Raw genomic sequence first — 21577 nt, 5'->3', positions numbered from 1 at the left:
ATGAGCCAGTCCGACCAGTTTCTCACCACCGCCCGCCGCGTCATCAACCGCGAAGCCGAGGCCCTGTCGCTCCTGTCTCAACACATCGGCGATGCTTTTGCCCAAGCGGCGCAGATGGTTCTCGACGCCAAGGGGCGCGTGATCGTCACGGGAATGGGGAAATCGGGACATATCGCGCGCAAGATTGCCGCGACCCTCGCATCCACAGGAACGCCCGCGCATTTTGTCCACCCTGCAGAAGCCTCCCATGGCGATCTCGGCATGATCGGACGCGATGATGTGGTGCTCGTTCTGTCAAACTCTGGCGAAACACCCGAACTGGCCGATCTGGTCGCTTTTACACGTCGATTCAAAATCCCAATGATCGGCGTGGCATCGAATCCCGAAAGCTCGCTCATCCGCGCTTGTGACGTGGGATTGATCCTGCCTGCGGTCGAAGAAGCCTGCGATCAGGGGGTTGTGCCGACCACATCAACCACGATGACGCTGGCACTCGGAGACGCATTGGCCATCGCGCTGATGGAACATCGCGCCTTCACTGCCGATAATTTCCGAATGCTGCATCCGGGCGGCAAGCTCGGCGCGCGCCTGACGAAAGTGCGTGATCTGATGAACGACGACATGCCACTGGTGTCCGAAGATCTACCGATGAAAGACACCATCAACGTTATCTCTGAAAAGGGATTCGGTGTCGTTGGCGTGACGGATAATGAAGCGCGTCTGGTCGGGATCATCACTGACGGTGACTTGCGCCGGAACATCGGTGACGTTCTTCGCAAAACCGCCCGCGAGGTCATGACCCGCGACCCGCTGACTATCTCACCTGATGCGCTTGCGGAAAAGGCCGTTGCGCGGATGGACGAACGCGCCATTACCTGTCTTTTTGTGCGGGATCCCGCCGAAAACGGGCGCCCCTGCGGAATTCTGAAAATTCAGGACTGTTTGCGCGCGGGCGTGGTGTAAAACACCGATATGGCGCGATCAGACACCACTCACTCGCGGTTCGTCGCCGCGGCAAAACTCGTCCTGCCCCTGCTCAGCCTCGGGCTTCTGGCGACGCTGTTTCTTTTTGCGCGCGGACAACCCTACGAAATGTCTATCCCCTTTGCGCGGGTCGACCTTGAAACCCTCGCGCGGGAAAAACGCCTTGATGGTCCTGCGTTTTCGACAGTGACCACGGATGGCGCCGAGATCTATCTCTCCGCCGATAAAGTCCGCCCCGATCTCTCCGATCCCGACGTTGTAAACTCCACCGCGATTTCAGGCAGCGTAAACCTGCCCGACGGTAGCGCATTGACCTTGGAAGCGACGCGCGCCGTGATTGACGGACCCTCGCGGATTGCCGAGCTTGCAGGAGACGTCCTGATGACCTCTAGCGCAGGCTACATTGTGAGCACCGACAGTATCGCCGCCATGCTGGACGTTTCGCGGATCGAGAGTTCAGGACAGGTGTCGGCCACTGGACCATTGGGCTCGCTTGATGCGGGACATATGGTCGTCTCAAAGGATCCCGAAACCGACACTTACCTTCTTGTTTTCAAAGACGGGGTTAAACTGGTATATCAACCAAAAGATTGAAAGCGTATTCTGTGTCCAAATTTCTGACCGCACCCTTACTCGCGTTCGCATTGATCGCAACCTCCCTTCCCGCAGTAGCGCAGGGGACGTCGATTGCGTTTGGCGGTTTGAGCCTTGATGGCAGCCTTCCCGTAGAGATCGGTGCCGACTCACTGCAAGTCGATCAGGCCACAGGAAAGGCCGTGTTTGAGGGCAATGTCGATATCGTTCAGGGACCCATGCGCCTCGTCGCCAACCGCGTCGAAGTGATCTATGCCGAAGACGGCGGCGAGATTGCGCAACTTCTGGCATCGGGTGACGTGACTTTGGCCAATGGTGACGAAGCGGTGGAAGCGCAAAATGCCGAATACGACCTCACCACGTCACAAGTGATTCTCACGGGAAATGTGCTTTTGACGCAAGCGGGCGGTATCATTTCGGGCGAACGCATGGTCGTTGACCTCGCCACGGGCACGGGCCGCGTTGATGGTCGGGTCCGCACGGTCCTTCAGCCTGGTAGCGAATGATGACCGAAGCAAGCGGGCTGCGCGTCCGGAACCTGCGCAAGGGATATCGCAAACGCACCGTGATTCGGGACGTGTCTTTGGATCTTGAGAAGGGTGAGGTTGTCGCGCTTCTCGGACCGAACGGCTCGGGTAAAACCACCTGTTTCTACTCAATTGCGGGGCTGGTGATGCCCGAAGCAGGCGAAGTGACGGTGGACGGACAGGATGTCACGCTTCTGCCCATGTATCGCCGTGCGAAAATGGGGATCGGTTACTTGCCGCAAGAGGCTTCCGTTTTCCGCGGCCTTTGCGTCGAGGACAACATCCTCGCCATCCTCGAGATCGCCGAATCCGACCCGCTTGTGCGCCGGGAGCGGCTGGAGGAGCTTCTCTCCGAGTTCTCTATCTCACACCTGCGCCGTGCTCCCGCCCTGTCGCTTTCGGGCGGCGAAAGGCGTCGCGTGGAGATCGCACGTTGCCTCGCGTCCGATCCGTCCTATGTGTTGCTTGACGAGCCTTTCGCGGGCGTCGACCCAATTGCCGTGGGCGAGATCAGGAGTCTTGTTCTTGACCTGAAGTCACGCGAAATCGGTGTCCTGATTACCGACCATAACGTGCAGGAAACATTGGGAATTATTGACCGCGCATACATTCTTCATGACGGTCAGGTTCTCAAATCGGGAACAACCGAGGAAATCGTAGCCGACCAAATGGTGCGTGACGTTTACCTCGGAGAAAATTTCCGCGTCTGATTGATCTAGGTCAGTTGACAAGTCGGGAGATTCTGGCACCAAATACATGTGATGCCTGAAGATCGTTCCTCGATCCGCGCTCGTGTCGGCCATACCTCGGTCGTCATCATGACAGCGCCAGATTGGCCCCACACAGCATTGTTTGGGATCGGCGGTCAGCGTTCGCATCAATCACCGCTAACCCACAAAGTCCGAGCAACCCGCGCGGGCGTAACCTCGCGCGTGTAAGCTCCCCTAAAGAAAAGGAGGTATCTATGAGATACCAAATCAGCGGCAAACAAATCGACATCGGCGACGCCCTTCAAACACATGTGAAGGCGGAACTGGGCGAGGTAATCTCCAAATACGCGGAGCGGCCAACTGACGCCAATGTTGTCTTCTCGAAAAGCGGAGCGGAATTTGTTTGTGAGGCGGTGGTCCACCTTTCTACAGGTCTCACCACACAGGCCCAAGCGCACGCGCACGAAATCTACGCCGCTTTCGACAAATGCGCCGAGAAAATGGAAAAACAACTGCGCCGCTACAAGCGACGCCTGAAAGATCATCACAAGCAACGCGCGGAGCCGGTTGAACTTCACGGCGCTTCCGCGTATATCCTCGCCGCGTCAGAGCACGATGAAGATCAGGAGCCCGAAGACCTGCAACCGATGATCATTGCCGAGATGGAGACAAAGATCCCCACGCTCTCGGTCGGTGAAGCGGTTATGCATATGGAACTGACAGGCGCTCCAGTCTTGGTGTTCAAGAATGAGGGCAAAGCCGGTATTAACGTGGTCTACCAGCGACCCGATGGAAACATCGGCTGGATTGACCCGAACAACGCAACTTGAGGATCCTACCCGCTCTGGCTGCGGGTCAGGGCGGGTAATCACTCCATGGAACTATCCAAGATACTGCATCCGCAGGCGGTTAAGGTCGTCGGCAAAATGACCTCGAAGAAGCGCCTGTTCCAAGATCTCGGCGAACTGGCGTCGGGCGTTTTCGGCTTGTCTCTCGACGATGCCGTAGATGCGCTGCAAGAGCGCGAGAGCCTTGGGCCGACAGGTGTCGGGCATGGCGTCGCGCTTCCGCATGCGCGAATCGACGGGCTGGACAGTGTGGTTGGTGTCTTCGTGCGCCTTGAAACCCCGATGGCATTCGACGCGGTCGACAGACAGCCGGTTGATCTCGTATTTGCACTGTTTGCGCCCGCAGATTCAGGCGTCGAGCATCTCAAGGCGCTGGCTCTGGTATCACGTACCATGCGCGACAGCGATATCTGCGCAAAACTGCGCGCCAACAGCGATCCTGCGACGCTGCACGCGATCCTTACGTCGGACGCCGCATCGAAAGCGGCCTGAACCACAGGTCAGGCGTAGGGCTTCAAACCGAAAATCATGTAATCCCGCTGGTAGGCCGCTTTGACGGCCTTCTCGACGTCGTTGTCGTAAATGTCGTTGAGCGCAAAGGGTTGGTCGGCGGAGAGAGATTCTGGCGCAGGGGCTTTCTTCACTCGGGCGGCTTCGGCAAGCCATGCGAGGTCGCGCACGAGCGTTTCCTCACGCAGCACCATGTCGGGCAGCGAGAATTCCGCGAAACCCTTGATCACCTCCGATTGCGAGGCCCAAGCCCCGTCAACGCGAATGGATGTCTGGCCGTTGAGGTTGCCCTTGATAAATCCTGCGAACCCTATGAACGCTGCTCTGTGCTGCGCCTTGCTATAGTTATCGGCGGTCACCTCTCCCGCAGGGATCGGCAGGCTGTAGGTGGTGCGCAGCGTTTCGCGAATTTCATTGTAGCACTCGGGACCAGTCGACAGGATATGGCGACAAAATGCGCGATGCAGCCGCACAACGGGATGCGAAATGACAGTGAAACTTCTGTGCTGCTTCGCATTGCGCTTCCAATTGCGTAGGCTTTTTTGAGTGAAGCCCGAGCGCAGATCCTCCACGCCAACGCCATCAAGCGCCGCCATCCACGCCTTGACCACCTTTGTCGGGCCCGACCGCACGGGTTGATAGAGCAGAGGAGCATCCGCCGCGGCGACATATGTCGGCACCGCAGGCCCGCGACGCGGCTCGAAATTCGGCGTGTTGGAGAGATTGAAGTGGTCCACCGAGGCAAGGTCGGCAACCATCTCGTCGTAATTGACAACCTTGTCCTTCAGGCTTGATGGATTCTGCACCTTGGTCTTGGTGTTTGTCTTGTTTCGCTCTTCGGTCACACCCAGATAGCGTGCCAGCCCGTTGACCACCTCGATGTCCTGAATGTCCTCATAATTGATGTAAAACGCCGTTTGTCCCGAGGTCTGGAGCCGCCGTTGCAGGTGGATCTGAAACGCCTTTACCTCGTCGAGCATTTCGGTGAACTCGGCCTTGTCAAACCGCACTTGCGCCGACCGCGCATCCTTGAGATCGCCCAAACGCCACTGTCCCGTTGCGCCAGCAATCTTTCGCGAAACGTAGCTTTCGAGCGGGTTGCGGGTGAGGATGATCTTAGCGCACGTCCTGTCCTTGAGAACGCGATCGAGAATGCGCGGGTCGTGATCGTGGAAAAACCTGAACCCCGCGAGACCGTCCGTCTCCGCGATCAGTTTGTCCAACAGGCCATTCGGATCACGCTCCCGATCGGCAATTGATACGCCGAGCAACTCGTTCTTTCGCGCTTTGCCGATGAATGCAGGGTTGAAGACCTCGCCCCAACATTTCAATCCAGGATAGGAATTGACGTTTTCCTCAAGGAAGTTCGACCCCGTGCGCATTTCAGCGAGAATAACGAAATAGTCGAAACTGTCGGACATACGCGGATCACTTCACTAGGTAGGGCCGCTTACTTTCGCGCGGCGCGGTTTCACTGTCGGTTCCCGTCGGGAAGTCACCAACAAGGTAAGGCGACATACCTTTGTTTTTAAGGTCTTGGAGGAACTTGGAAAACCCCGTCAAGTCGCGCATCTTTGGTGTTTCAGTCAATCTGCGCACATTGCGCGGCCCGATCTCGTCGATAATGGTCTGTAAAAACTCCATTCGGTTCTCGATGAAATCCGCCATGGTCCAGATACGGATCCGCGCCTTCACATGGCGTGATCGCAAGATTTCAAGGTGTTCGGCCTCGATTTTCTGCAATCGTGCCGCCTCTCGGCGCACCGTGACGAAATCGAGATTGGAGCGGAAAAGCGTCACCATCCACGCGCCCGAAATGACTGAAATCTGCGCATTCGGGTCGGTCGCAATGAGCCAACTGATGTCTTGGGTATCACGCGGCCCGTGCGAAAAGCACTGCCGCTCACCTCGCGTATTCCAGATCAGGGCGGTCAAGAAACCGAGCGCATCATAGTCACGAAGCGTGGGCGAATTCGATAGCGCCCCTGCATAGACTTTCTGACCCCCGACAAACTGCGCACCCTCAGGGGCATAGAGATGCCCATGCACCCGCGCGCCCACGGTTCTAGTGAGCCACTGGTCAAAATCTTCGAACAGATCGTCGAACCCTTCAAACACCGAATAGGGAGCACATGTCTTGCCACGTTCCTGCCCTTCGGCGGGCATACGGCTTTGCATATAGAGGCCCTCGCGACCATTGACGCGGCGGTCGACGGCTTTTGAGAACACACGGTCGATTTTGCCCGGATTAGGCTCTGCGCCCTTCATCGGGTTTTGACCATCGCCAAGGAACATATCGTAAAGCCGATCCGCCCGCGGCCAGATTTTGCGCGCAACGAAGCAATCCGAACGACGCAAGAGCTGGAGGTGGTCGTCGTAGAAAATATGCGGTTTGCCCTGATAGTCGAATTTCGACAGCGTCAGCGATCTGCTCTCAACGTCCGTCGAATAGAGCCGCACCAAGGTTTGATAATAGCTCTCGTCGGGAATCCAGACCTTCTTGAAATATGCGTCATAGGCTGCACGGCGCTTGTCCCTGAGGATCGCCGTAAGGGTTTGGCGCGACAGGCACCACCACTGCGATCCGAGATGTGGAACAAGGCCCTCGGGGATCTTCCGCTTGTATCCGATGGCGCGCTGAAAACTGACGTAGTTGTCGAACATGCGGCGCTGCGTCTTCCACGAGAAAGGGAAGCGCAGGGTGAACCGTTCCTGATCGAGACCACCGACGGTCCACGGCACATCCTCAATCGTGACGCTCTCGATGAAATTGGTGGTCGGACGCGCCGCGAGATAGGCTTTCAGATCTGACACGGGCCGAAGTGGCAGGCACGAACCCGATGCAAGGTAGACGTGCTGCACATTGGCGAAGCGGTCGAGCATCACTTCAGAAGCATCTTGTGACGCAGCGACAAGTGACCACGTGCCCCACTCGCAGGCATGACGCTTGCTGAACAGAACATTGTCGAGATCGGCGAGGCTTTCGACGAAGGGTTGGTAGTCGTTGCTCTTCACCCGTTTATCGACATGGATCACGACGGGGCAGCCGTTCTCGGCCCAATGCCGAGCAACCTGCTCCGCGCGATCAAGCGCTGTGTGAACCAACATGACAAACCCGACGGTCATGCCCAGTTCCCCTTCGACATCAGACCAAGGATCTCCAACTGTCGCCAGTTGATGTATCGCTCCGACCAGTTACACCACAGGTCAGGGTTCTCTTGGATGTTCTTGTGGTAGGCGGCGTATTCACGGCTGCTGGCGTAGTGCTGCCGTCGGGTAAGTTCTTCTTCCGCTTTCGGAACCAGCGTATTGAGAAATTTCGCATGCAGAAGGGCGCCAGACGCCATCTCACCACCGTCTGTGTCGTAAACCAGATTGAGCCCGCGCGGCAAAAGCATGTGCGTTGACTGCACGTAAGCATAGCGCTTGCTCCATTTGACCAAGGGAATCTTGTTCAAGGACGGCGAATGGTAAGGGTCGTCGGTGAAGAAGATTCGCGCCCGCGGCCCGCCCTGTATCCAGAGATTGTAATACTCGGGGTTCACCGAGTGCTTGTAGTTGCCACTATCAAACCACTCCGCGATCCCGATCGGGTTTTGCCCCTCCACATAAGGAACCGCGCGAATGTCGCCCTTGGGATACATGTCGATCAACATCGCAGAGAAGCTTTTGATCCCGGAATTGTCGAGCCAGTCAGTAAGAGCGGGAATTGGGCGGGTGTCGCAAAAGGGGTAAACGAAGAATTCGTCGGGATCGACGGTGAGCGTCCAATGACCATCGCAATACTTGCGTGAGATCCAGTTCATCCAGTCGACGCCAAAATTCGCAGCCTTGTAGCTCGCCGTTGTGTGCCAGAGCGACACATCCTCCTGTTCGGCCAAATATTCGCGTGAGCCATCGTCGCTGTCATTGTCGATGATCAGGAAGTGGCTAATGCCCAGATCCCTGTAATATTTGAAGAAATAGGGCAGCCGCACACGTTCGTTGCGCAGGGTGCTGACCAAGAGAACATCATCGCGTGCGATCTTTGACGTCGCATTTTTCACGCAGGTCAGGGATCGGCTTTTTCGGAATGACCGAGCCAACCGATACTGCCGTCGCACCCTAAACCGATAGTTTTCCCAAAGCCCCAAATCAGCCTCTAATGCTACTGGTGCGCGCGGCCCGCTCAGGCCGTCACACACGGTTTTGCCCAAAGGCGGGCGCTCACAAATTACCCGTTCGCACCGTAGTAGCTACTTTATGCACGCTACGTAAACAACGTCATTCAAAAATAGAAACAATACAACAAAAACCGCTACTTCCATGCGCCCGCAGTCATGAGACCATCGACCACCAACCCCTCCCATCCGCGATAGCGTTGTGAGGCATCGGTTTTGAAACAAGGATCGGCGACAATCCCCTCGTAATAGTCATCGTAATCCTTTGGTCGAGTGAAATGTTCGCCGCGCAGTTTTTCCTCGTTCGATTTTTGGACGACCTCGTCGAGAAACTTGGAATGGGCCAACACGCCCGTTGGGAGGTTCAAACGCGGCTCAAACCCTTCGTTGAGTTTCGTTGGAAGTGCGATGTGGGTCGAGCTGGCGTAGGCATACCGCCAATGCCATTTGATCAGCGGGGTCTTGTGCAAATGGGGCGACAATTCAGGCCGATCCTCAAAGAACACACGCTTGCGCACTCCGCCACGGATGGAGGTCAGGCGGAACTTGGCGACACGTGTGCGCGTGTAATTTCCCACATCATACCACGGCAGCGCATCGGTGAAGGGCTGTCCAGGTGAATAGGAAGTTTCGCTCAACCGACCTTCGGGATAGAGATCCAACATCGTGGCGGCGAAAAAAGGCACATCGCGCGCATCAAGCCACGCCGTCAGCTCTCGGAGCCCTCGCGTCTCCATATGCGGTATGATCAGTGCCTCATCGGCATCCAGCGTCAGGCACCACTTCCCATGCCCATGTTTCAACAATAGCCAGTTCATCCAGTCCATACCGAACCGCGACCGCCGATAGCTATGCGCGGAGGTCCAAAGCGAGACATCCGGCTGGTCCGCGAGGAATTCTGCCGTGCCGTCATCGCTGGCGTTATCGACAACATGGAAACGACCAACGCCAAGCGCGCGGTGGTGATCAAGGAAATAGGGGAGCCTGCGCGCCTCGTTACGCACTGTCGAGAACGCGTAGATCGGCGCATCAGGCGTCACCTGCGCCGTTGCTTCCTTGACGGGTCGAAGCTCACGCCGCTTTCGAAACGCCCGCACAAGCAACCGCCGCCGTCGAGCGCGCAAGTGCATGAGTTGAAGGATCGTCGGATTCTGTCTGACCACCGCACACCATGCCGAGTTAGGGTCTATTCCACCCTATTTCTCATAATGTCCGCTTTGATGCCAGCGCCATGCGTCCGCGATCATGTCTTTGAGGTTCGACCGCGTCGGGGTCCAACCCAGTTCAACAACCGCGCGCTCGGAGCCTGACACAAGCTTGGTGCAGTCTCCTGCCCGCCGTTCACCTTCGATAATCGGCACGTCCATATTTGTCACCGCACGCGAATGGTCGACAACCTCGCGCACAGAGAATCCTTGCCCCGTGCCTAGGTTGAACACACGGCTTCCCTTGCCATCCATCAACCATTTCAGGCCCAGAACATGCGCACCGACAAGGTCACAGACATGAACATAGTCGCGAATGCAGGTTCCGTCGGGCGTGTCGTAATCCGTGCCGAAGATCGTCAGCGCATCGCGTTTTCCAGAGATAGCATCGAGCATGAGCGGGATCAGGTGGGTTTCGGGTTGGTGGAACTCGCCAACCTCCGCTTCAGGATCACAGCCCGCCACGTTGAAGTAACGAAAGATCACGTGGTTCAGGCCAAAGGCCTGTTCGAAGTTGGCAAGGATCTCCTCAACCGCCTTCTTGGACGCGCCATAGGAGTTGATCGGCAGTTGCACGCTGTTTTCGTCAAGCACAACGTTGTCCTGATCTCCATAGGTTGCGCATGTGGAGGAAAAGACGAAGTTCATACACTTCGCCGCCACAGCCGCCTCAACCAGCGTGAGCGACCCGACCACATTGTTACGCCAGTATTTCGCAGGGTCCGTCATGCTCTCGCCGACCTGACTGAACGCAGCAAAATGCATGACCGCTATAGGCGCATACTTCGCGAAAACATCGTCGAGCCACGCCCGATCCGTGAGGTCGCCGCGCTCGAACGGGCCGAACTTGACGGCGTCCTCCCAACCAGTCGACAGATTGTCGAGCGTGACAGGCGCATAGCCCGCCGCGCGTAGTGCTTTGCACGCATGCGACCCAATGTATCCGGCGCCGCCAGTTACAAAAACAGTATCAGACATAGAAGACCTTACCTGTCGAAAACTTACTGTGCGGCAGAGCGCACAGCAGCAAGCTCGTCGAGATAGTCCTGCAATTCTTCGCGCAACTCAGGACGCGACAGACCGAAGGAAATCGTTGCCTGCAAGAAGCCCGCTTTAGAGCCGCAGTCGAAACGCTGACCTGCGAAACGATAGCCATAGACATTCCGTCCTTCGGAAATTTCGTCGGCGATAGCGTCAGTCAACTGGATCTCACCGCCGGCGCCTTCTTTCTTCTTGTTGAGGTTCTTCATCACCTCTGGAGCAAGAATGTAGCGACCGATCACAGCGAGATTGGAAGGCTCGGTACCTGCTGGCGGTTTTTCGACCATGCCAGTCACTTTGACCGACTCGTTCGTTTCCCCTTCGTAGTCCAATACGCCGTAAGAAGAGGCCTTTTCAGGCGGCACTTCCATCGCGGCGACCATCGAACCGCCACCAAGTTCCTCATAGGCCTCGACCATCTGTTGCAGGCAGGGCTTCTCGGCGGCAATCACATCATCGGGAAGGATCACGGCAAATGGCTCTTTCGGACCGAGCAAACGGCGCGCACACCAAACGGCGTGACCAAGGCCGAGCGCCTTGTGCTGGCGAATGTAGGCAATCGCGCCGCTGTCCATATAGGTGCGTTTGAGCGTTGCCATCAGGTCGTCTTTGCCCTTCTTGCGAAGCTCCTGCTCCAGAACTGGCGAGTGATCGAAGTAATCCTCAAGCGCACCTTTGCCCCGCGAGGTCACAAAGATAAACTCCTTGATCCCGGCCGCGCGCGCCTCGTCAATCGCGTATTGAATGAGCGGCTGGTCGACGAGAGTCATAATCTCCTTCGGCACTGATTTTGTCGCGGGGAGAAAACGCGTTCCCAGGCCGGCAACGGGGAAAATGGCCTTCGTAACTTTGCGGCTCATGATGTCTCCTTACATCTCGCTTAAAATTCCACCAAATACCTTTGGCGTCAAAACACCCTACACGCGGCTGCTCATACACTCATGACACCACGCATTGTTTCGCGCATTTTCCTGTGAATCTCGACCCAATAATTCAGTTTTGCGTAATTTTAGCACGAATTGCCCAGAAACGCAGCAGCTGGGCCGCGCGCAGTTCACGCAATACCAGCTTCGCTCAACATGGTCTCGATCCGCTCAACATCGGTGGGATTGTTCAATTCCCAGAATTGACGCCCATTCGCGCTAACCTCAACACAGCGGATCGGGTGCCCGTTTTCTAGGAAACGCAACTGCTCCAGCCCCTCCAGCTTCTCCAGCGGCCCCTCGGCCCACGTCGAGTATGCCGCAAGCGCCGCGCGGGTGTAGGCGTAGACACCAACGTGGTGGAACACAGGCGTACTGTCACCGTCGGCATAGGTGTCCGATGTGAAGGGGATCACTTCTTTCGAGAAGTAGAGCGCGCGGTTGTCGGCCCCAAATACGGCCGTTGTCCCGCCAACGCGGCCCGCCTTGCGATCAGTCAGAAATCCGTTGAGCGCGCGTCCGTCACACCGCAACACGGGCGTTGCCATCCCCGCCGACGGGTCAGCCACCAAAGCCGCAACCAGTTCTTCGACAAACCAGTGCGGGGTGAGCGGAGCGTCGCCTTGCAGATTGACCACGATATCGTATCCACCGCCCAGCACCTCATGCGCTTTTGCGCATCGCTCCGTGCCATTGCGACAGTCGGTAGAGGTCATCACCACCTCGGCACCGAATGCCTCGGCGGCGTTGCGGATGCGCGCGTCATCCGTCGCCACAACAACCCGATCAACCCCTTTCACAGAAGACGCAGCCTCCCAGCTTCGCTGGATGAGCGACTTCTTTTCCCCCGTTGCGCCCGTCAGTTCGACAAGCGGCTTACCTGGATAGCGAGTGGAGGCGTAGCGGGCAGGAATGACGACGAGACAGGACATTACGCTTCCTTCAGATCAACGCCATGCGCATAGGCGATAAAAAACGGATTGGCATAGTCGTCCTTGCCGTAGGTCAGCGGAGTATGGTCGTCGAAGCGGACAACGTCGCCGCCCGCCCCCAAGAGCACAGCATGGCCCGCCGCCGTATCCCATTCCATCGTTCGACCCACACGTGGATAGATGTCGGCTTCGCCAGTTGCCACAAGGCAGAATTTCAACGACGAGCCCGCCGACTTGGTATCGGCCGCCTTGTACTTGGCGAGATAATCCTCTGTCGACTGATCACGGTGGGACTTGGACGCGACAATCAACAGTGCGTCATTGTCGGGCGTTCTGACGGAAATCGGCTTCTGTTCACCTGCGCGCCCCTTGTCGAAGGGTGCGACCTCTTCAACGGAGCGCCCATCCGCGCCCGTGATGAAAAGACGACCCTTGGCTGGAGCGTAGACCACACCGCGCTGCGGAACGCCTTTTTCGACATAGGCAATATTCACCGTGAAATCGCCGCGCCGCTTGATGAATTCCTTCGTTCCGTCGAGAGGGTCGACAATGAGGAAAGTCTCGGCTTTGATTTCGTGCGATTTGGCCTGCTCCTCGGTTATCAGGGTTACATCGGGAAAGGCCTCACGCAAACCAGCGGAAATGATCTCATCTGCCGCTTCATCAGCGATTGTAACAGGGCTGTCATCCGCTTTGGACTTTACTTCGAAATCATCCGCTTCGTAGATTTCCATAATCTTGTCGCCAGCTTCCAATGCCAGCTTACGCATCAGCGGGACCAGTTTTTCGTAATCCAAGGGTCTCTCCGTTCGGGCACGCGCGCGCCCTTTCATTGATTGTATACCTGACACCCTTTATGATCCACGTATAGGAAATCGGCAAGCAAGCCGTTGGCCACCAAAACAGGTCGATTGGCCGCGATGGTCAACGCCATAGGAGGCGCGCGTGTTTCATTACTCCAAGCGACAAAACGGCTTCTCCGCAGCCCTCAACATATTGCGTCTGATTTTCCACAACACCGTGCGGCACGTTCGGAAATCCCACGGAAGCCCCTTGATCGGACTGATCGTCAACATGATGCAGGCCATCATTCTCGTGGTCGTGTTCACCTTCATGATGCAAATCCTCGGAATGCGTTCCTCTGCCGTTCGAGGGGATTTCGTATTGTTCATCATGACAGGAATCTTCCTGTTCCTGACTCATAACAAGGCTATGGGGGACGTAGCATCTGCCGAAACAGCCAGTTCACCGATGATGCAACACGCCCCGATGAATACGGCGATTTCGATCACCGCCGCGGCACTCGGATCGCTCTACATTCAGGTCCTTTCAGTCATCGTGATCTTGACCGTCTATTCGCTGGGCTGGGGGACCGTATCGTTTCAATACCTGCCAGGGGTGATCGGCATGTTGCTGCTGGCATGGTTTTCGGGTGCTGCCATCGGCACGGTACTCCTCGCCGCAAGACCATGGGCGCCTGAACCCGTCAAGGTGATCAAAACGCTCTACGCCCGCGCCAACATGTTCACGTCAGGCAAGATGTTTCTTGCCAATACAATGCCTGGATTCATGATCGCTTTTTTCGACTGGAATCCGCTGTTCCACACCATTGACCAGGCGCGGGGGTTCACTTTTGTGAACTATAATCCGCACTGGTCCTCGGTTCTCTATCCAGTGGTGTTCTCGCTGGTCTTTGTCACGATCGGATTGCTGGCCGAGTTCTTCACCCGCAGGCGCGTATCCGCCAGTTGGTCAGCGCGGTAGAGGTCAGGTCACGACCCGCAATGTCACATTAATCCTTCCCGCTCTCGGTAAAAGTGTGCTGGATCCGTGCTTCACGCGGTCGACGCCATGGAAAAGGCGCCGCGACGCTCCGCCCATCACCACCACATCTCCTGATGTAAGCCAGATGCTCTCCGTCCTGCCGCCGCGCGCCTCGTTTCCGACCCGAAACAATGCATCGTCCCCGAGAGAAATCGACACCACGGGCGCGGAGAAATCCACTTCGTCAATGTCCTGATGCATCCCCATACGGGCGCTCTCGCCATAGAAATTGATCAAACAGCATTCTGGCGTCCGCGCACAGCCCGACACCGTGTCCCACACGCGCGATACAAGCGGCGGCATTTCGGGCCACGGCATTCCATCGGGATGGGTCTCGCTATAACGGTAGCCATTGCGGTCCGAAATCCAGCCGAACCGCCCCGCTGATGTCATCCGCACCGACATTATTTTTCCCGATTGCGTGACTGGGGAAAAGAGAGGGGCCGCGCGTATGACGTGACGCAATTCCTCAACCATCCGCTCCTGCGCATCTCGGTCTAGGAGGCCCTTGAGAACCTGCATCCCCCGCAATTCCAAAGCCTTGTTCGCCGCAAACTCGGACATACTGCGCCTTTCCGCCTGTAAAGACTCCATTTTTCACGGTTTTCGCGCCCCCACACAACTTGCAGCGACCCGAACTGCTCCCTATATACGCTCCGAAGCAATGATCGGACCCCCGATCACATCAATTCAATGGGATTGACGACGGGCGCCGAAATGGGCCCTCCGTCACAACATCGCCAAGAGAGGATATATAGAGCATGGCTAAAGTCATCGGTATCGACCTCGGGACCACCAACTCCTGTGTGGCCATCATGGACGGTTCGCAGCCGCGCGTTATCGAAAACGCCGAAGGCGCGCGCACCACACCGTCTATTGTCGGCTTCACCGAGAGTGAGCGTCTTGTCGGTCAGGCTGCAAAACGTCAGGCAGTCACGAACCCCGAAAACACCGTCTTTGCAGTGAAGCGCCTCATCGGCCGTCGCATGGGCGACGCAGCCGTCGAGAAAGACAAGAAACTTGTTCCCTACGCGATTGTCGATGGCGGCAATGGTGATGCTTGGGTCGAGACGCGTGGCGAGAAATACTCCCCGTCGCAAATCTCCGCCTTCATTCTGGGCAAGATGAAAGAAACCGCCGAGTCCTACCTTGGCGAAGAAGTGACGCAAGCCGTCATCACGGTTCCCGCCTACTTCAACGACGCCCAGCGTCAGGCGACGAAAGACGCAGGTAAGATCGCGGGTCTTGAAGTTCTGCGGATCATCAACGAGCCGACTGCTGCGGCGCTGGCCTATGGCCTCGACAAAGACGAGACGAAAACCATCGCGGTTTACGACCTCGGCGGCGGTACTTTCGACGTGACCATCCTCGAGCTTGGTGACGGTGTGTTCGAAGTTCAGGCTACCAACGGTGACACGTTCCTCGGCGGTGAAGACTTCGACATGCGTATCGTCAACTACCTCGCTGACGAATTCAAAAAAGAGCACGGTGTCGATCTGTCGAAAGACAAGATGGCTCTCCAGCGCCTCAAAGAAGCTGCCGAGAAAGCCAAGATCGAACTGTCCTCCTCGACGCAAACCGAAATCAACCAGCCGTTCATCTCGATGGACCCGTCCTCGGGCACGCCGTTGCACCTCGTGGTCAAGCTGACCCGTGCAAAACTCGAAAGCCTTGTGTCGGATCTCATCAAGCGTTCCATGGATCCCTGTAAAGCTGCCCTGAAAGACGCTGGTCTCACGACCTCCGACATCGACGAAGTTGTTCTCGTTGGCGGCCAGACTCGTATGCCGAAAGTCATTGAAGAAGTGACCAAGTTCTTCGGCAAGGAGCCGCACAAAGGTGTGAACCCTGACGAAGTGGTCGCCATGGGTGCCGCTATTCAGGCAGGCGTTCTGCAAGGTGACGTGAAAGACGTGCTCCTGCTCGACGTGACGCCGCTGTCGCTCGGCATCGAGACGCTCGGTGGTGTATTCACCCGCCTGATCGACCGCAACACCACGATCCCGACCAAAAAGTCTCAGGTCTTCTCGACCGCTGAAGACAACCAGTCGGCCGTGACCCTGCGCGTGTTCCAAGGTGAGCGCGAAATGGCTGCTGACAACAAAATGCTCGGCCAATTCAACCTCGAAGGTATCCCGCCCGCACCGCGCGGCATGCCTCAGATTGAAGTGACCTTTGACATCAACGCCGACGGTATCGTTGAAGTTGGCGCCAAAGACAAAGGCACTGGCAAAGAGCAGAAGATCACGATTCAGGCGTCTGGCGGTTTGTCGGACGAGGATATCGAGCAAATGGTCAAGGATGCCGAGGCAAACGCCGAGGCCGACAAGAAACGCAAGGATCTTGTCGAAGCCAAGAACCAAGCCGAGAGCCTCATCCACTCGACCGAAAAGTCGATGGAAGAGCATGCCGATAAAGTCGACCCGACCACGATCGAAGCCATCGAACTCGCCATCGCGGCACTCAAAGACCAACTGGAAACCGAAGATCCGGAGAAAATCCGTTCGGGTATCCAGAACGTTACCGAAGCCGCTATGAAACTTGGCGAAGCGATCTACAAATCGGAGCAAAGCGCTGCTGATGGTGGCGATGCAGACGTTGACGCCGACGGTCCGTCCAGCGTGGATGACGACATTGTAGACGCCGATTTCGAAGATCTCGGCGACGACAAACGGTCGTAATCGCGAGTATTGAACGCGTTCGGCCGGCTCGTCGAAAATACGAGCCGGCCATCGCGTTTCAGGAGGATCTGATCCATGTCTAAACGCGATTACTACGAGGTTCTCGGTCTCTCCAAAGGGGCGGACGCAAGCGAGTTGAAGCGTGCCTATCGCAAGAAGGCGATGGAGTTTCACCCTGACCGCAACGCGGACAATCCTGAAGCAGAGGCCAGGTTCAAAGAGGTGAACGAGGCTTACGACACCCTAAAGGACCCCGACAAGAAAGCGGCTTATGACCGCTTTGGCCACGCGGCCTTCGAACAAGGCGGCATGGGCGGCGGGCGCCCCGGTGGTGGTATGCACGGTCAAGGTGATTTCGCCTCGGCTTTCTCGGATGTCTTCGACGATCTTTTCGGCGACTTCATGGGTGGCCAACAGCGTGGCGGTGGGCGCACCCGCGCTCAACGTGGCTCCGACCTTCGCTACAACATGCGGATTACGTTGGAAGAGGCCTATTCAGGCGCCCAGAAGACGATCACCGTGCCCACCTCCGTGAGCTGCGACAGTTGTAACGGCACAGGCTCCGCCAATGGCGCCGAACCGCAAACCTGTCCGTCATGCTCGGGCATGGGCAAGGTCCGTGCACAGCAAGGTTTCTTCACAGTCGAGCGTACCTGTCCCGCTTGTGGCGGTCTTGGCCAGACCATCAAAGACCCCTGCAAATCCTGTGGTGGCGCGGGGCGTGTCGAGAAAGAACGCTCGCTCGCGGTCAACATCCCCGCAGGTGTCGAAACAGGCACTCGCATCCGCCTTGCTGGCGAGGGTGAAGCAGGTCTGCGCGGCGGTCCAACGGGCGACCTCTACATCTTTATCGAGGTCAAACCGCACCAGATTTTCGAGCGTGACGGCGTCAACCTGCATTGTGTTGTTCCTGTCTCCATGACGACAGCCGCACTTGGTGGCGATATCGAGGTGCCAACCATTGATGGCGGGCGTTCGCGGGTAAAGATTCCCGCGGGGTCGCAATCAGGTCGCCAAATGCGCCTGCGGTCCAAAGGGATGCCGATGCTGCGCGGTTCGGGTCAGGGCGACATGCTGATCGAACTGGCCGTCGAAACGCCGGTCAATCTCACGGGCAAGCAGAAAGAACTGCTCAAAGAGTTCGAGAAACTCAGCGAGGACAACAGCCCCGAGAGCTCCTCCTTCTTTAGGAAGGTGAAAAGTTTCTGGGACGATATGACCAACTGAGTCATTCCTCGACATGCGGAAATTGTGAAAGGACGCGGGCCCGCTCGCGTCCTTTTCCTTTTGCTGCTACGCATTCACGAGGGTGCGCGAGCGATGCTAGGTTAATCGCCATTAACGCAATTTTCACCACTGGTCGGGCAGGCTCCCTACATGACCGCCAAACCCGAAATCTCATCCCCGTCCGCATTCCGCGAGATGCCGCAGTGGCTTTTCGACCTTGATGACGCCCGTCCAGTGGCGATGCCTGCACGCCCCCCGAGTGTTATCCGCCATCACGAGGAATCCCTGCGCGCGCGGTTCGCCTCAGGCGGCTCATCGGCGTTGACCGACCGCGACCTGCTCGAACTCGTCCTACTACGCGCGCTTCCACGAGGCGATGTGGCGCTACTTTCGGAACGGTTGATTGCCGCCTTCGGCGACTACAATCGTGTGCTATCCGCTCCCGTCGCACGCCTGCTCAAAATTGAGGGTATGGACAGTCGTCTCGCGCAGGATCTCAAAATCATTGAAGCCAGCGCCCATCGTCTCGCTCGAACCCGCATAATGAAGCGACCTGTGATCTCAAGCTGGAACGCGGTTCTCGACTACTGCCACACGACGATGGCGAACGGTGAAACCGAGCAGTTTCGCATCCTCTACCTTGACCGGAAAAACATTCTCATCGCGGATGAGGAGCAGGCCCGCGGCACCGTGGACCACGTGCCCGTCTACCCGCGCGAAGTCGTCAAACGTGCTCTAGAACTCAACGCATCGGCGCTCATTCTGGTGCACAATCATCCCTCTGGCGACCCGACACCTTCCGAGGCCGATGTCACCATGACGAATCAAATCAGGGACGCTGCGGAGGTGCTCGGCATCCAGTTGTTTGACCACCTGATCATCGGGAAATCGCGAGAAACGAGTTTCCGCGCGGAGGGCTATCTCTGATCGCGTACCCAAACCTCGACACGTCGATTAAGTGCGCGACCCCATGCCGTATCGTCGCAAGCCAGCGGCATTGCCTCGCCCAACCCGTGCGTCGTCAAAGTCACGCGCTCACGCTCGAAACTTTCCCCAACCGCGCCTAGAACCGCTCGCAGCACAGCATCCGCCCGCCGCTTGGAGAGCCTTGCGTTGACTGGCGCACTACCGTCCCTATCCGAGAAACCAACGAAAGACAGGGCTTTCCCGTCGAACAATCCAGCTTCGAGGAACTCCGCCAACTTGCGTGTATTTGATCGCGATTGCGCATCCAGCCTTGTTGAGCCGCCCTCGAACCGAAATCCGAGCGTCATGCGTTCCGCGCCCTGAAGCACCTCGGTCGCGGCCTGCAATTCGGCCAAACCAATCTCGTCACCCGCCTGGGAGATGGCGTTTGCGAAACGACGGCCCTGCAAGCGGAAAGGCACCCGCTCCACGGATTGATCAACGAAGTCGGTGCGCGCGATCGCATCCTGCGCCGTCTCGGACAGAAGATAACCAAGGAATTCGCGGCCGAGTTTCGGCAAGCGTCGCGCAGGGGTGTAGACAAAGATCGGACGGACCAGAGGATAGTCCTCCGTTTTGATATCAATACTATCAGCGGAGGCAGCAAACCCGCAATCACCACTCAACCCAACGGGATCGACATCGCCTCCCGCAGAAATAAGCGCGAGACCAATCGCATAAGGATCCGCCTCAACGGCAGCCACGACGCCGTCCACAGTGGGATAGGTCAATGCACTTTCGGACAGAGTGTCACCGACCAAATCGGTCTCGGGCGTGGCCGCGTCCTCGACACGCAAATGCAACGAAATTGGCGCATCCGCGCCGCCAACCTCGGACCAGTTCCCGATTTCGCCAGAGAAGACCGCCGCGATCTGATCCAGCGACAAGCTACGCACAGTATTGGCTGGGTTCACAACGGGCGACAGCGCATCAAGGGCGGCAACACGCGCGCGTATCGGATCCCTGAAGTTACCAACACCCGCCTCCTTCGCCTCATCCACCTCGTCGCCAGCGGCCTCGCGCAAAGTGAGCGCGACATCGGCGCGCTCGGCGGTGAGGTCGGCAAATGCGGCACTATCAGAGGATTCGATTAACACAAACTCCCCAACAACCGCGCCAGACGAGGCTTCTGCCAAAACCAAACGGGTGTCCTCGCCACCGCTTCTCTCCACGGTGTATCCCTCTTGGTCTGCAAATGCGGACACCAATGGCCTTAGAAGTCCATTGAGCGCCCAAGGATCGCCAGAGAAACGGAGAGTCGCGACGAAATTTTGTAGATCAGGACAAGCGGGCCCCTCGCAATTGACCCCCGACGCATCCACGGTAAGCACCCCGAACTCCGTTTCAACGCGATAGAACTCGCCATCGAAACTGCGGAACATCCCTTGGATTTTGACCGACCCGTCACGGGACGTAAGAGCAATGTCTTGTGCATGCACAGGCGTGGGGCCAGCTAAAACCACCCAGAGCGCCAAAACGCCGACCGCAATTCTCTTGATCATCTCTCTCGCCCCGCAAGTCCCGACCCGCAGATCAGTTTTGCGCGAGTGTCAGGTCTTCGAGAGGGTTTTTCAACTGGATAAATCCGTCACCCGAACCGCATTCTGGCATAGCGATCGACACAGGAATCGTGCGCGACGTGTGGCTACCGTCGGAATAGACCAATTGCGCGGCGATATCGTGACTGCACGTGCTCGCGGTAATGGCCGCCTCGATCATGATCTGCGGCTCTTGCGCCCACATTTGTGGCTGAACACGGTAGGAATAGACCTGCGAATGAATAAGATCGCCACCCTCGCCATCGCCTAACTCGATGAAGAAGCTCTCTGAAATAGCGCCGCGTTTGGAAGACTGGCTCTCCGACCAGATGTGACCGGGTTCGCCAAAGGTGGCGCCATTCTCGAATATGTGAAGGTTTAGCGGAAGATCACCACTCCAAATGAGTGCAACACGCCCAAAAGGTTGATGTCGATGTGACGCGCATGATGTGCCGTCGGGCCCGGCCACGCTATTGATCCGGTCGCATGTCGCATTGTGGGGAATATGCACCTCGTCTGTCAGGCTCGGCGTGGGTGGGGCGACGGGCGAGGCCAGCGCAAGGTGGAGCGGATCAGAGACAGGGCTCAGAGCTTCCGTGAGGCCCGCAATCAACACGGCGGGCGGCTGTGGCACAGAAGGTGTCGAAGGCAGTGTGAGCGCCTGACTGTGGACCGTTCTCGGGTCAATAAACGCCGCTTCCGCCGAGCTATGCTGCATGAAATGCCCGATAGCGACTGCAAAAGAGACGGCAATAACACCCGTAGCGATCTTGTCTTTCTGGAGCATATTCTGCCTCCAAAACACTATTACCAACACTTCTAACTAGTCGGAAAGTTGGTGAATCTTGCGGCAAAAGCATGTCGGAAAAATGTCTGTTTCCCATAGCGAAACACCCCGCCAAAAGGA

Annotated in this window: 21 protein-coding genes; 10 read left to right on the top strand and 11 right to left on the bottom strand. The window is 57.2% G+C overall.

What is annotated here, in order from left to right:
- The 6 genes from ACN0SC_RS13260 (at nt 1) to ACN0SC_RS13235 (ending at nt 4155) form a co-directional block, all read left to right on the top strand.
- The gene (locus ACN0SC_RS13260; RefSeq protein ID WP_417250158.1) at nt 1-963 is read left to right on the top strand and encodes a KpsF/GutQ family sugar-phosphate isomerase; all 963 of its coding nucleotides are present in this window, start codon (nt 1-3) and stop codon (nt 961-963) included.
- Between the two features lie 9 nt (nt 964-972).
- Nucleotides 973-1578, top strand: a complete 606-nt coding sequence (locus ACN0SC_RS13255) for a hypothetical protein (RefSeq protein WP_417250157.1) — start codon at nt 973-975, stop codon at nt 1576-1578.
- A gap of 11 nt (nt 1579-1589) precedes the next feature.
- Nucleotides 1590-2084 (top strand): lipopolysaccharide transport periplasmic protein LptA, encoded by a 495-nt coding sequence (lptA, locus tag ACN0SC_RS13250; RefSeq protein WP_417250156.1) that lies wholly within the window; start codon nt 1590-1592, stop codon nt 2082-2084.
- Nucleotides 2084-2815, top strand: coding sequence for an LPS export ABC transporter ATP-binding protein (gene lptB / locus ACN0SC_RS13245; RefSeq protein ID WP_417250155.1), 732 nt, complete (start codon nt 2084-2086; stop codon nt 2813-2815). The genes lptA and lptB overlap by 1 nt, the downstream gene beginning before the upstream one ends.
- 254 nt (nt 2816-3069) lie before the next feature.
- Complete coding sequence (hpf, locus tag ACN0SC_RS13240; protein WP_417250154.1) at nt 3070-3645, top strand: ribosome hibernation-promoting factor, HPF/YfiA family; 576 nt, start codon at nt 3070-3072, stop codon at nt 3643-3645.
- A 45-nt stretch (nt 3646-3690) separates the two neighbouring features.
- The gene (locus ACN0SC_RS13235; RefSeq protein ID WP_417250153.1) at nt 3691-4155 is read left to right on the top strand and encodes a PTS sugar transporter subunit IIA; all 465 of its coding nucleotides are present in this window, start codon (nt 3691-3693) and stop codon (nt 4153-4155) included.
- A gap of 8 nt (nt 4156-4163) precedes the next feature.
- On the opposite strand, the gene ACN0SC_RS13230 is transcribed toward ACN0SC_RS13235, so the two are convergent.
- The 8 genes from ACN0SC_RS13230 to cysQ form a co-directional block, all read right to left on the bottom strand.
- A complete protein-coding gene (locus ACN0SC_RS13230; RefSeq protein ID WP_417250152.1) occupies nt 4164-5594 on the bottom strand; it encodes a nodulation protein NodH in 1431 nt (476 codons plus the stop codon).
- A 7-nt stretch (nt 5595-5601) separates the two neighbouring features.
- Complete coding sequence (locus tag ACN0SC_RS13225; protein ID WP_417250151.1) at nt 5602-7299, bottom strand: beta-1,6-N-acetylglucosaminyltransferase; 1698 nt, start codon at nt 7297-7299, stop codon at nt 5602-5604.
- Nucleotides 7296-8306: a glycosyltransferase family 2 protein gene (locus ACN0SC_RS13220; RefSeq protein WP_417250293.1), complete on the bottom strand. Its 1011-nt coding sequence runs from the start codon at nt 8304-8306 to the stop codon at nt 7296-7298. The genes ACN0SC_RS13225 and ACN0SC_RS13220 overlap by 4 nt, the downstream gene beginning before the upstream one ends.
- 164 nt (nt 8307-8470) lie before the next feature.
- Nucleotides 8471-9463: a glycosyltransferase family 2 protein gene (locus tag ACN0SC_RS13215; RefSeq protein WP_417250150.1), complete on the bottom strand. Its 993-nt coding sequence runs from the start codon at nt 9461-9463 to the stop codon at nt 8471-8473.
- 66 nt (nt 9464-9529) lie between these two features.
- Nucleotides 9530-10516, bottom strand: coding sequence for a UDP-glucose 4-epimerase GalE (gene galE, locus ACN0SC_RS13210; RefSeq protein WP_417250149.1), 987 nt, complete (start codon nt 10514-10516; stop codon nt 9530-9532).
- 23 nt (nt 10517-10539) lie between these two features.
- Nucleotides 10540-11439, bottom strand: a complete 900-nt coding sequence (locus ACN0SC_RS13205; RefSeq protein WP_417250148.1) for a UTP--glucose-1-phosphate uridylyltransferase — start codon at nt 11437-11439, stop codon at nt 10540-10542.
- 194 nt (nt 11440-11633) lie between these two features.
- Entirely contained in the window at nt 11634-12434 is an 801-nt protein-coding gene (gene kdsB, locus ACN0SC_RS13200; protein ID WP_417250147.1) for a 3-deoxy-manno-octulosonate cytidylyltransferase, read from the bottom strand.
- Nucleotides 12434-13231 (bottom strand): 3'(2'),5'-bisphosphate nucleotidase CysQ, encoded by a 798-nt coding sequence (gene cysQ, locus ACN0SC_RS13195; RefSeq protein ID WP_417250146.1) that lies wholly within the window; start codon nt 13229-13231, stop codon nt 12434-12436. The genes kdsB and cysQ overlap by 1 nt, the downstream gene beginning before the upstream one ends.
- A 148-nt stretch (nt 13232-13379) precedes the next feature.
- On the opposite strand from cysQ, the gene ACN0SC_RS13190 reads away from it, so the two are divergent.
- Nucleotides 13380-14198 (top strand): ABC transporter permease, encoded by an 819-nt coding sequence (locus ACN0SC_RS13190; protein ID WP_417250145.1) that lies wholly within the window; start codon nt 13380-13382, stop codon nt 14196-14198.
- 3 nt (nt 14199-14201) lie between these two features.
- Here ACN0SC_RS13190 and ACN0SC_RS13185 read toward each other — a convergent pair whose 3' ends face one another.
- On the bottom strand, nt 14202-14822 hold the full coding sequence (locus ACN0SC_RS13185; RefSeq protein WP_417250144.1) for an alpha-ketoglutarate-dependent dioxygenase AlkB family protein: 621 nt from the start codon (nt 14820-14822) through the stop codon (nt 14202-14204).
- 197 nt (nt 14823-15019) lie between these two features.
- Between ACN0SC_RS13185 and dnaK the strand changes: the two genes are divergently transcribed.
- The 3 genes from dnaK (at nt 15020) to radC (ending at nt 19093) form a co-directional block, all read left to right on the top strand.
- Nucleotides 15020-16939, top strand: a complete 1920-nt coding sequence (gene dnaK / locus ACN0SC_RS13180) for a molecular chaperone DnaK (RefSeq protein WP_417250143.1) — start codon at nt 15020-15022, stop codon at nt 16937-16939.
- A gap of 75 nt (nt 16940-17014) precedes the next feature.
- Nucleotides 17015-18166 carry a molecular chaperone DnaJ gene (dnaJ, locus tag ACN0SC_RS13175; protein ID WP_417250142.1) on the top strand — a complete coding sequence of 384 codons (1152 nt, stop codon included), beginning with the start codon at nt 17015-17017 and terminating at the stop codon, nt 18164-18166.
- 168 nt (nt 18167-18334) lie between these two features.
- Nucleotides 18335-19093: a RadC family protein gene (gene radC / locus ACN0SC_RS13170; RefSeq protein ID WP_417250292.1), complete on the top strand. Its 759-nt coding sequence runs from the start codon at nt 18335-18337 to the stop codon at nt 19091-19093.
- Here the strand turns inward: radC and ACN0SC_RS13165 are convergent.
- Nucleotides 19084-20634, bottom strand: a complete 1551-nt coding sequence (locus tag ACN0SC_RS13165; RefSeq protein ID WP_417250141.1) for a phosphate ABC transporter substrate-binding/OmpA family protein — start codon at nt 20632-20634, stop codon at nt 19084-19086. The genes radC and ACN0SC_RS13165 overlap by 10 nt on opposite strands.
- Nucleotides 20635-20665: 31 nt before the next feature.
- A complete protein-coding gene (locus ACN0SC_RS13160) occupies nt 20666-21457 on the bottom strand; it encodes a hypothetical protein (RefSeq protein WP_417250140.1) in 792 nt (263 codons plus the stop codon).
- Nucleotides 21458-21577 lie beyond the last annotated feature (120 nt).

Origin of the sequence: Celeribacter sp. (genome assembly GCF_048261515.1) — a bacterium.
Lineage (GTDB): Bacteria > Pseudomonadota > Alphaproteobacteria > Rhodobacterales > Rhodobacteraceae > Celeribacter.
The sequence above is the reverse complement of the archived record's forward strand: the minus strand, read 5'-3'. Positions and strand labels throughout refer to the sequence as shown.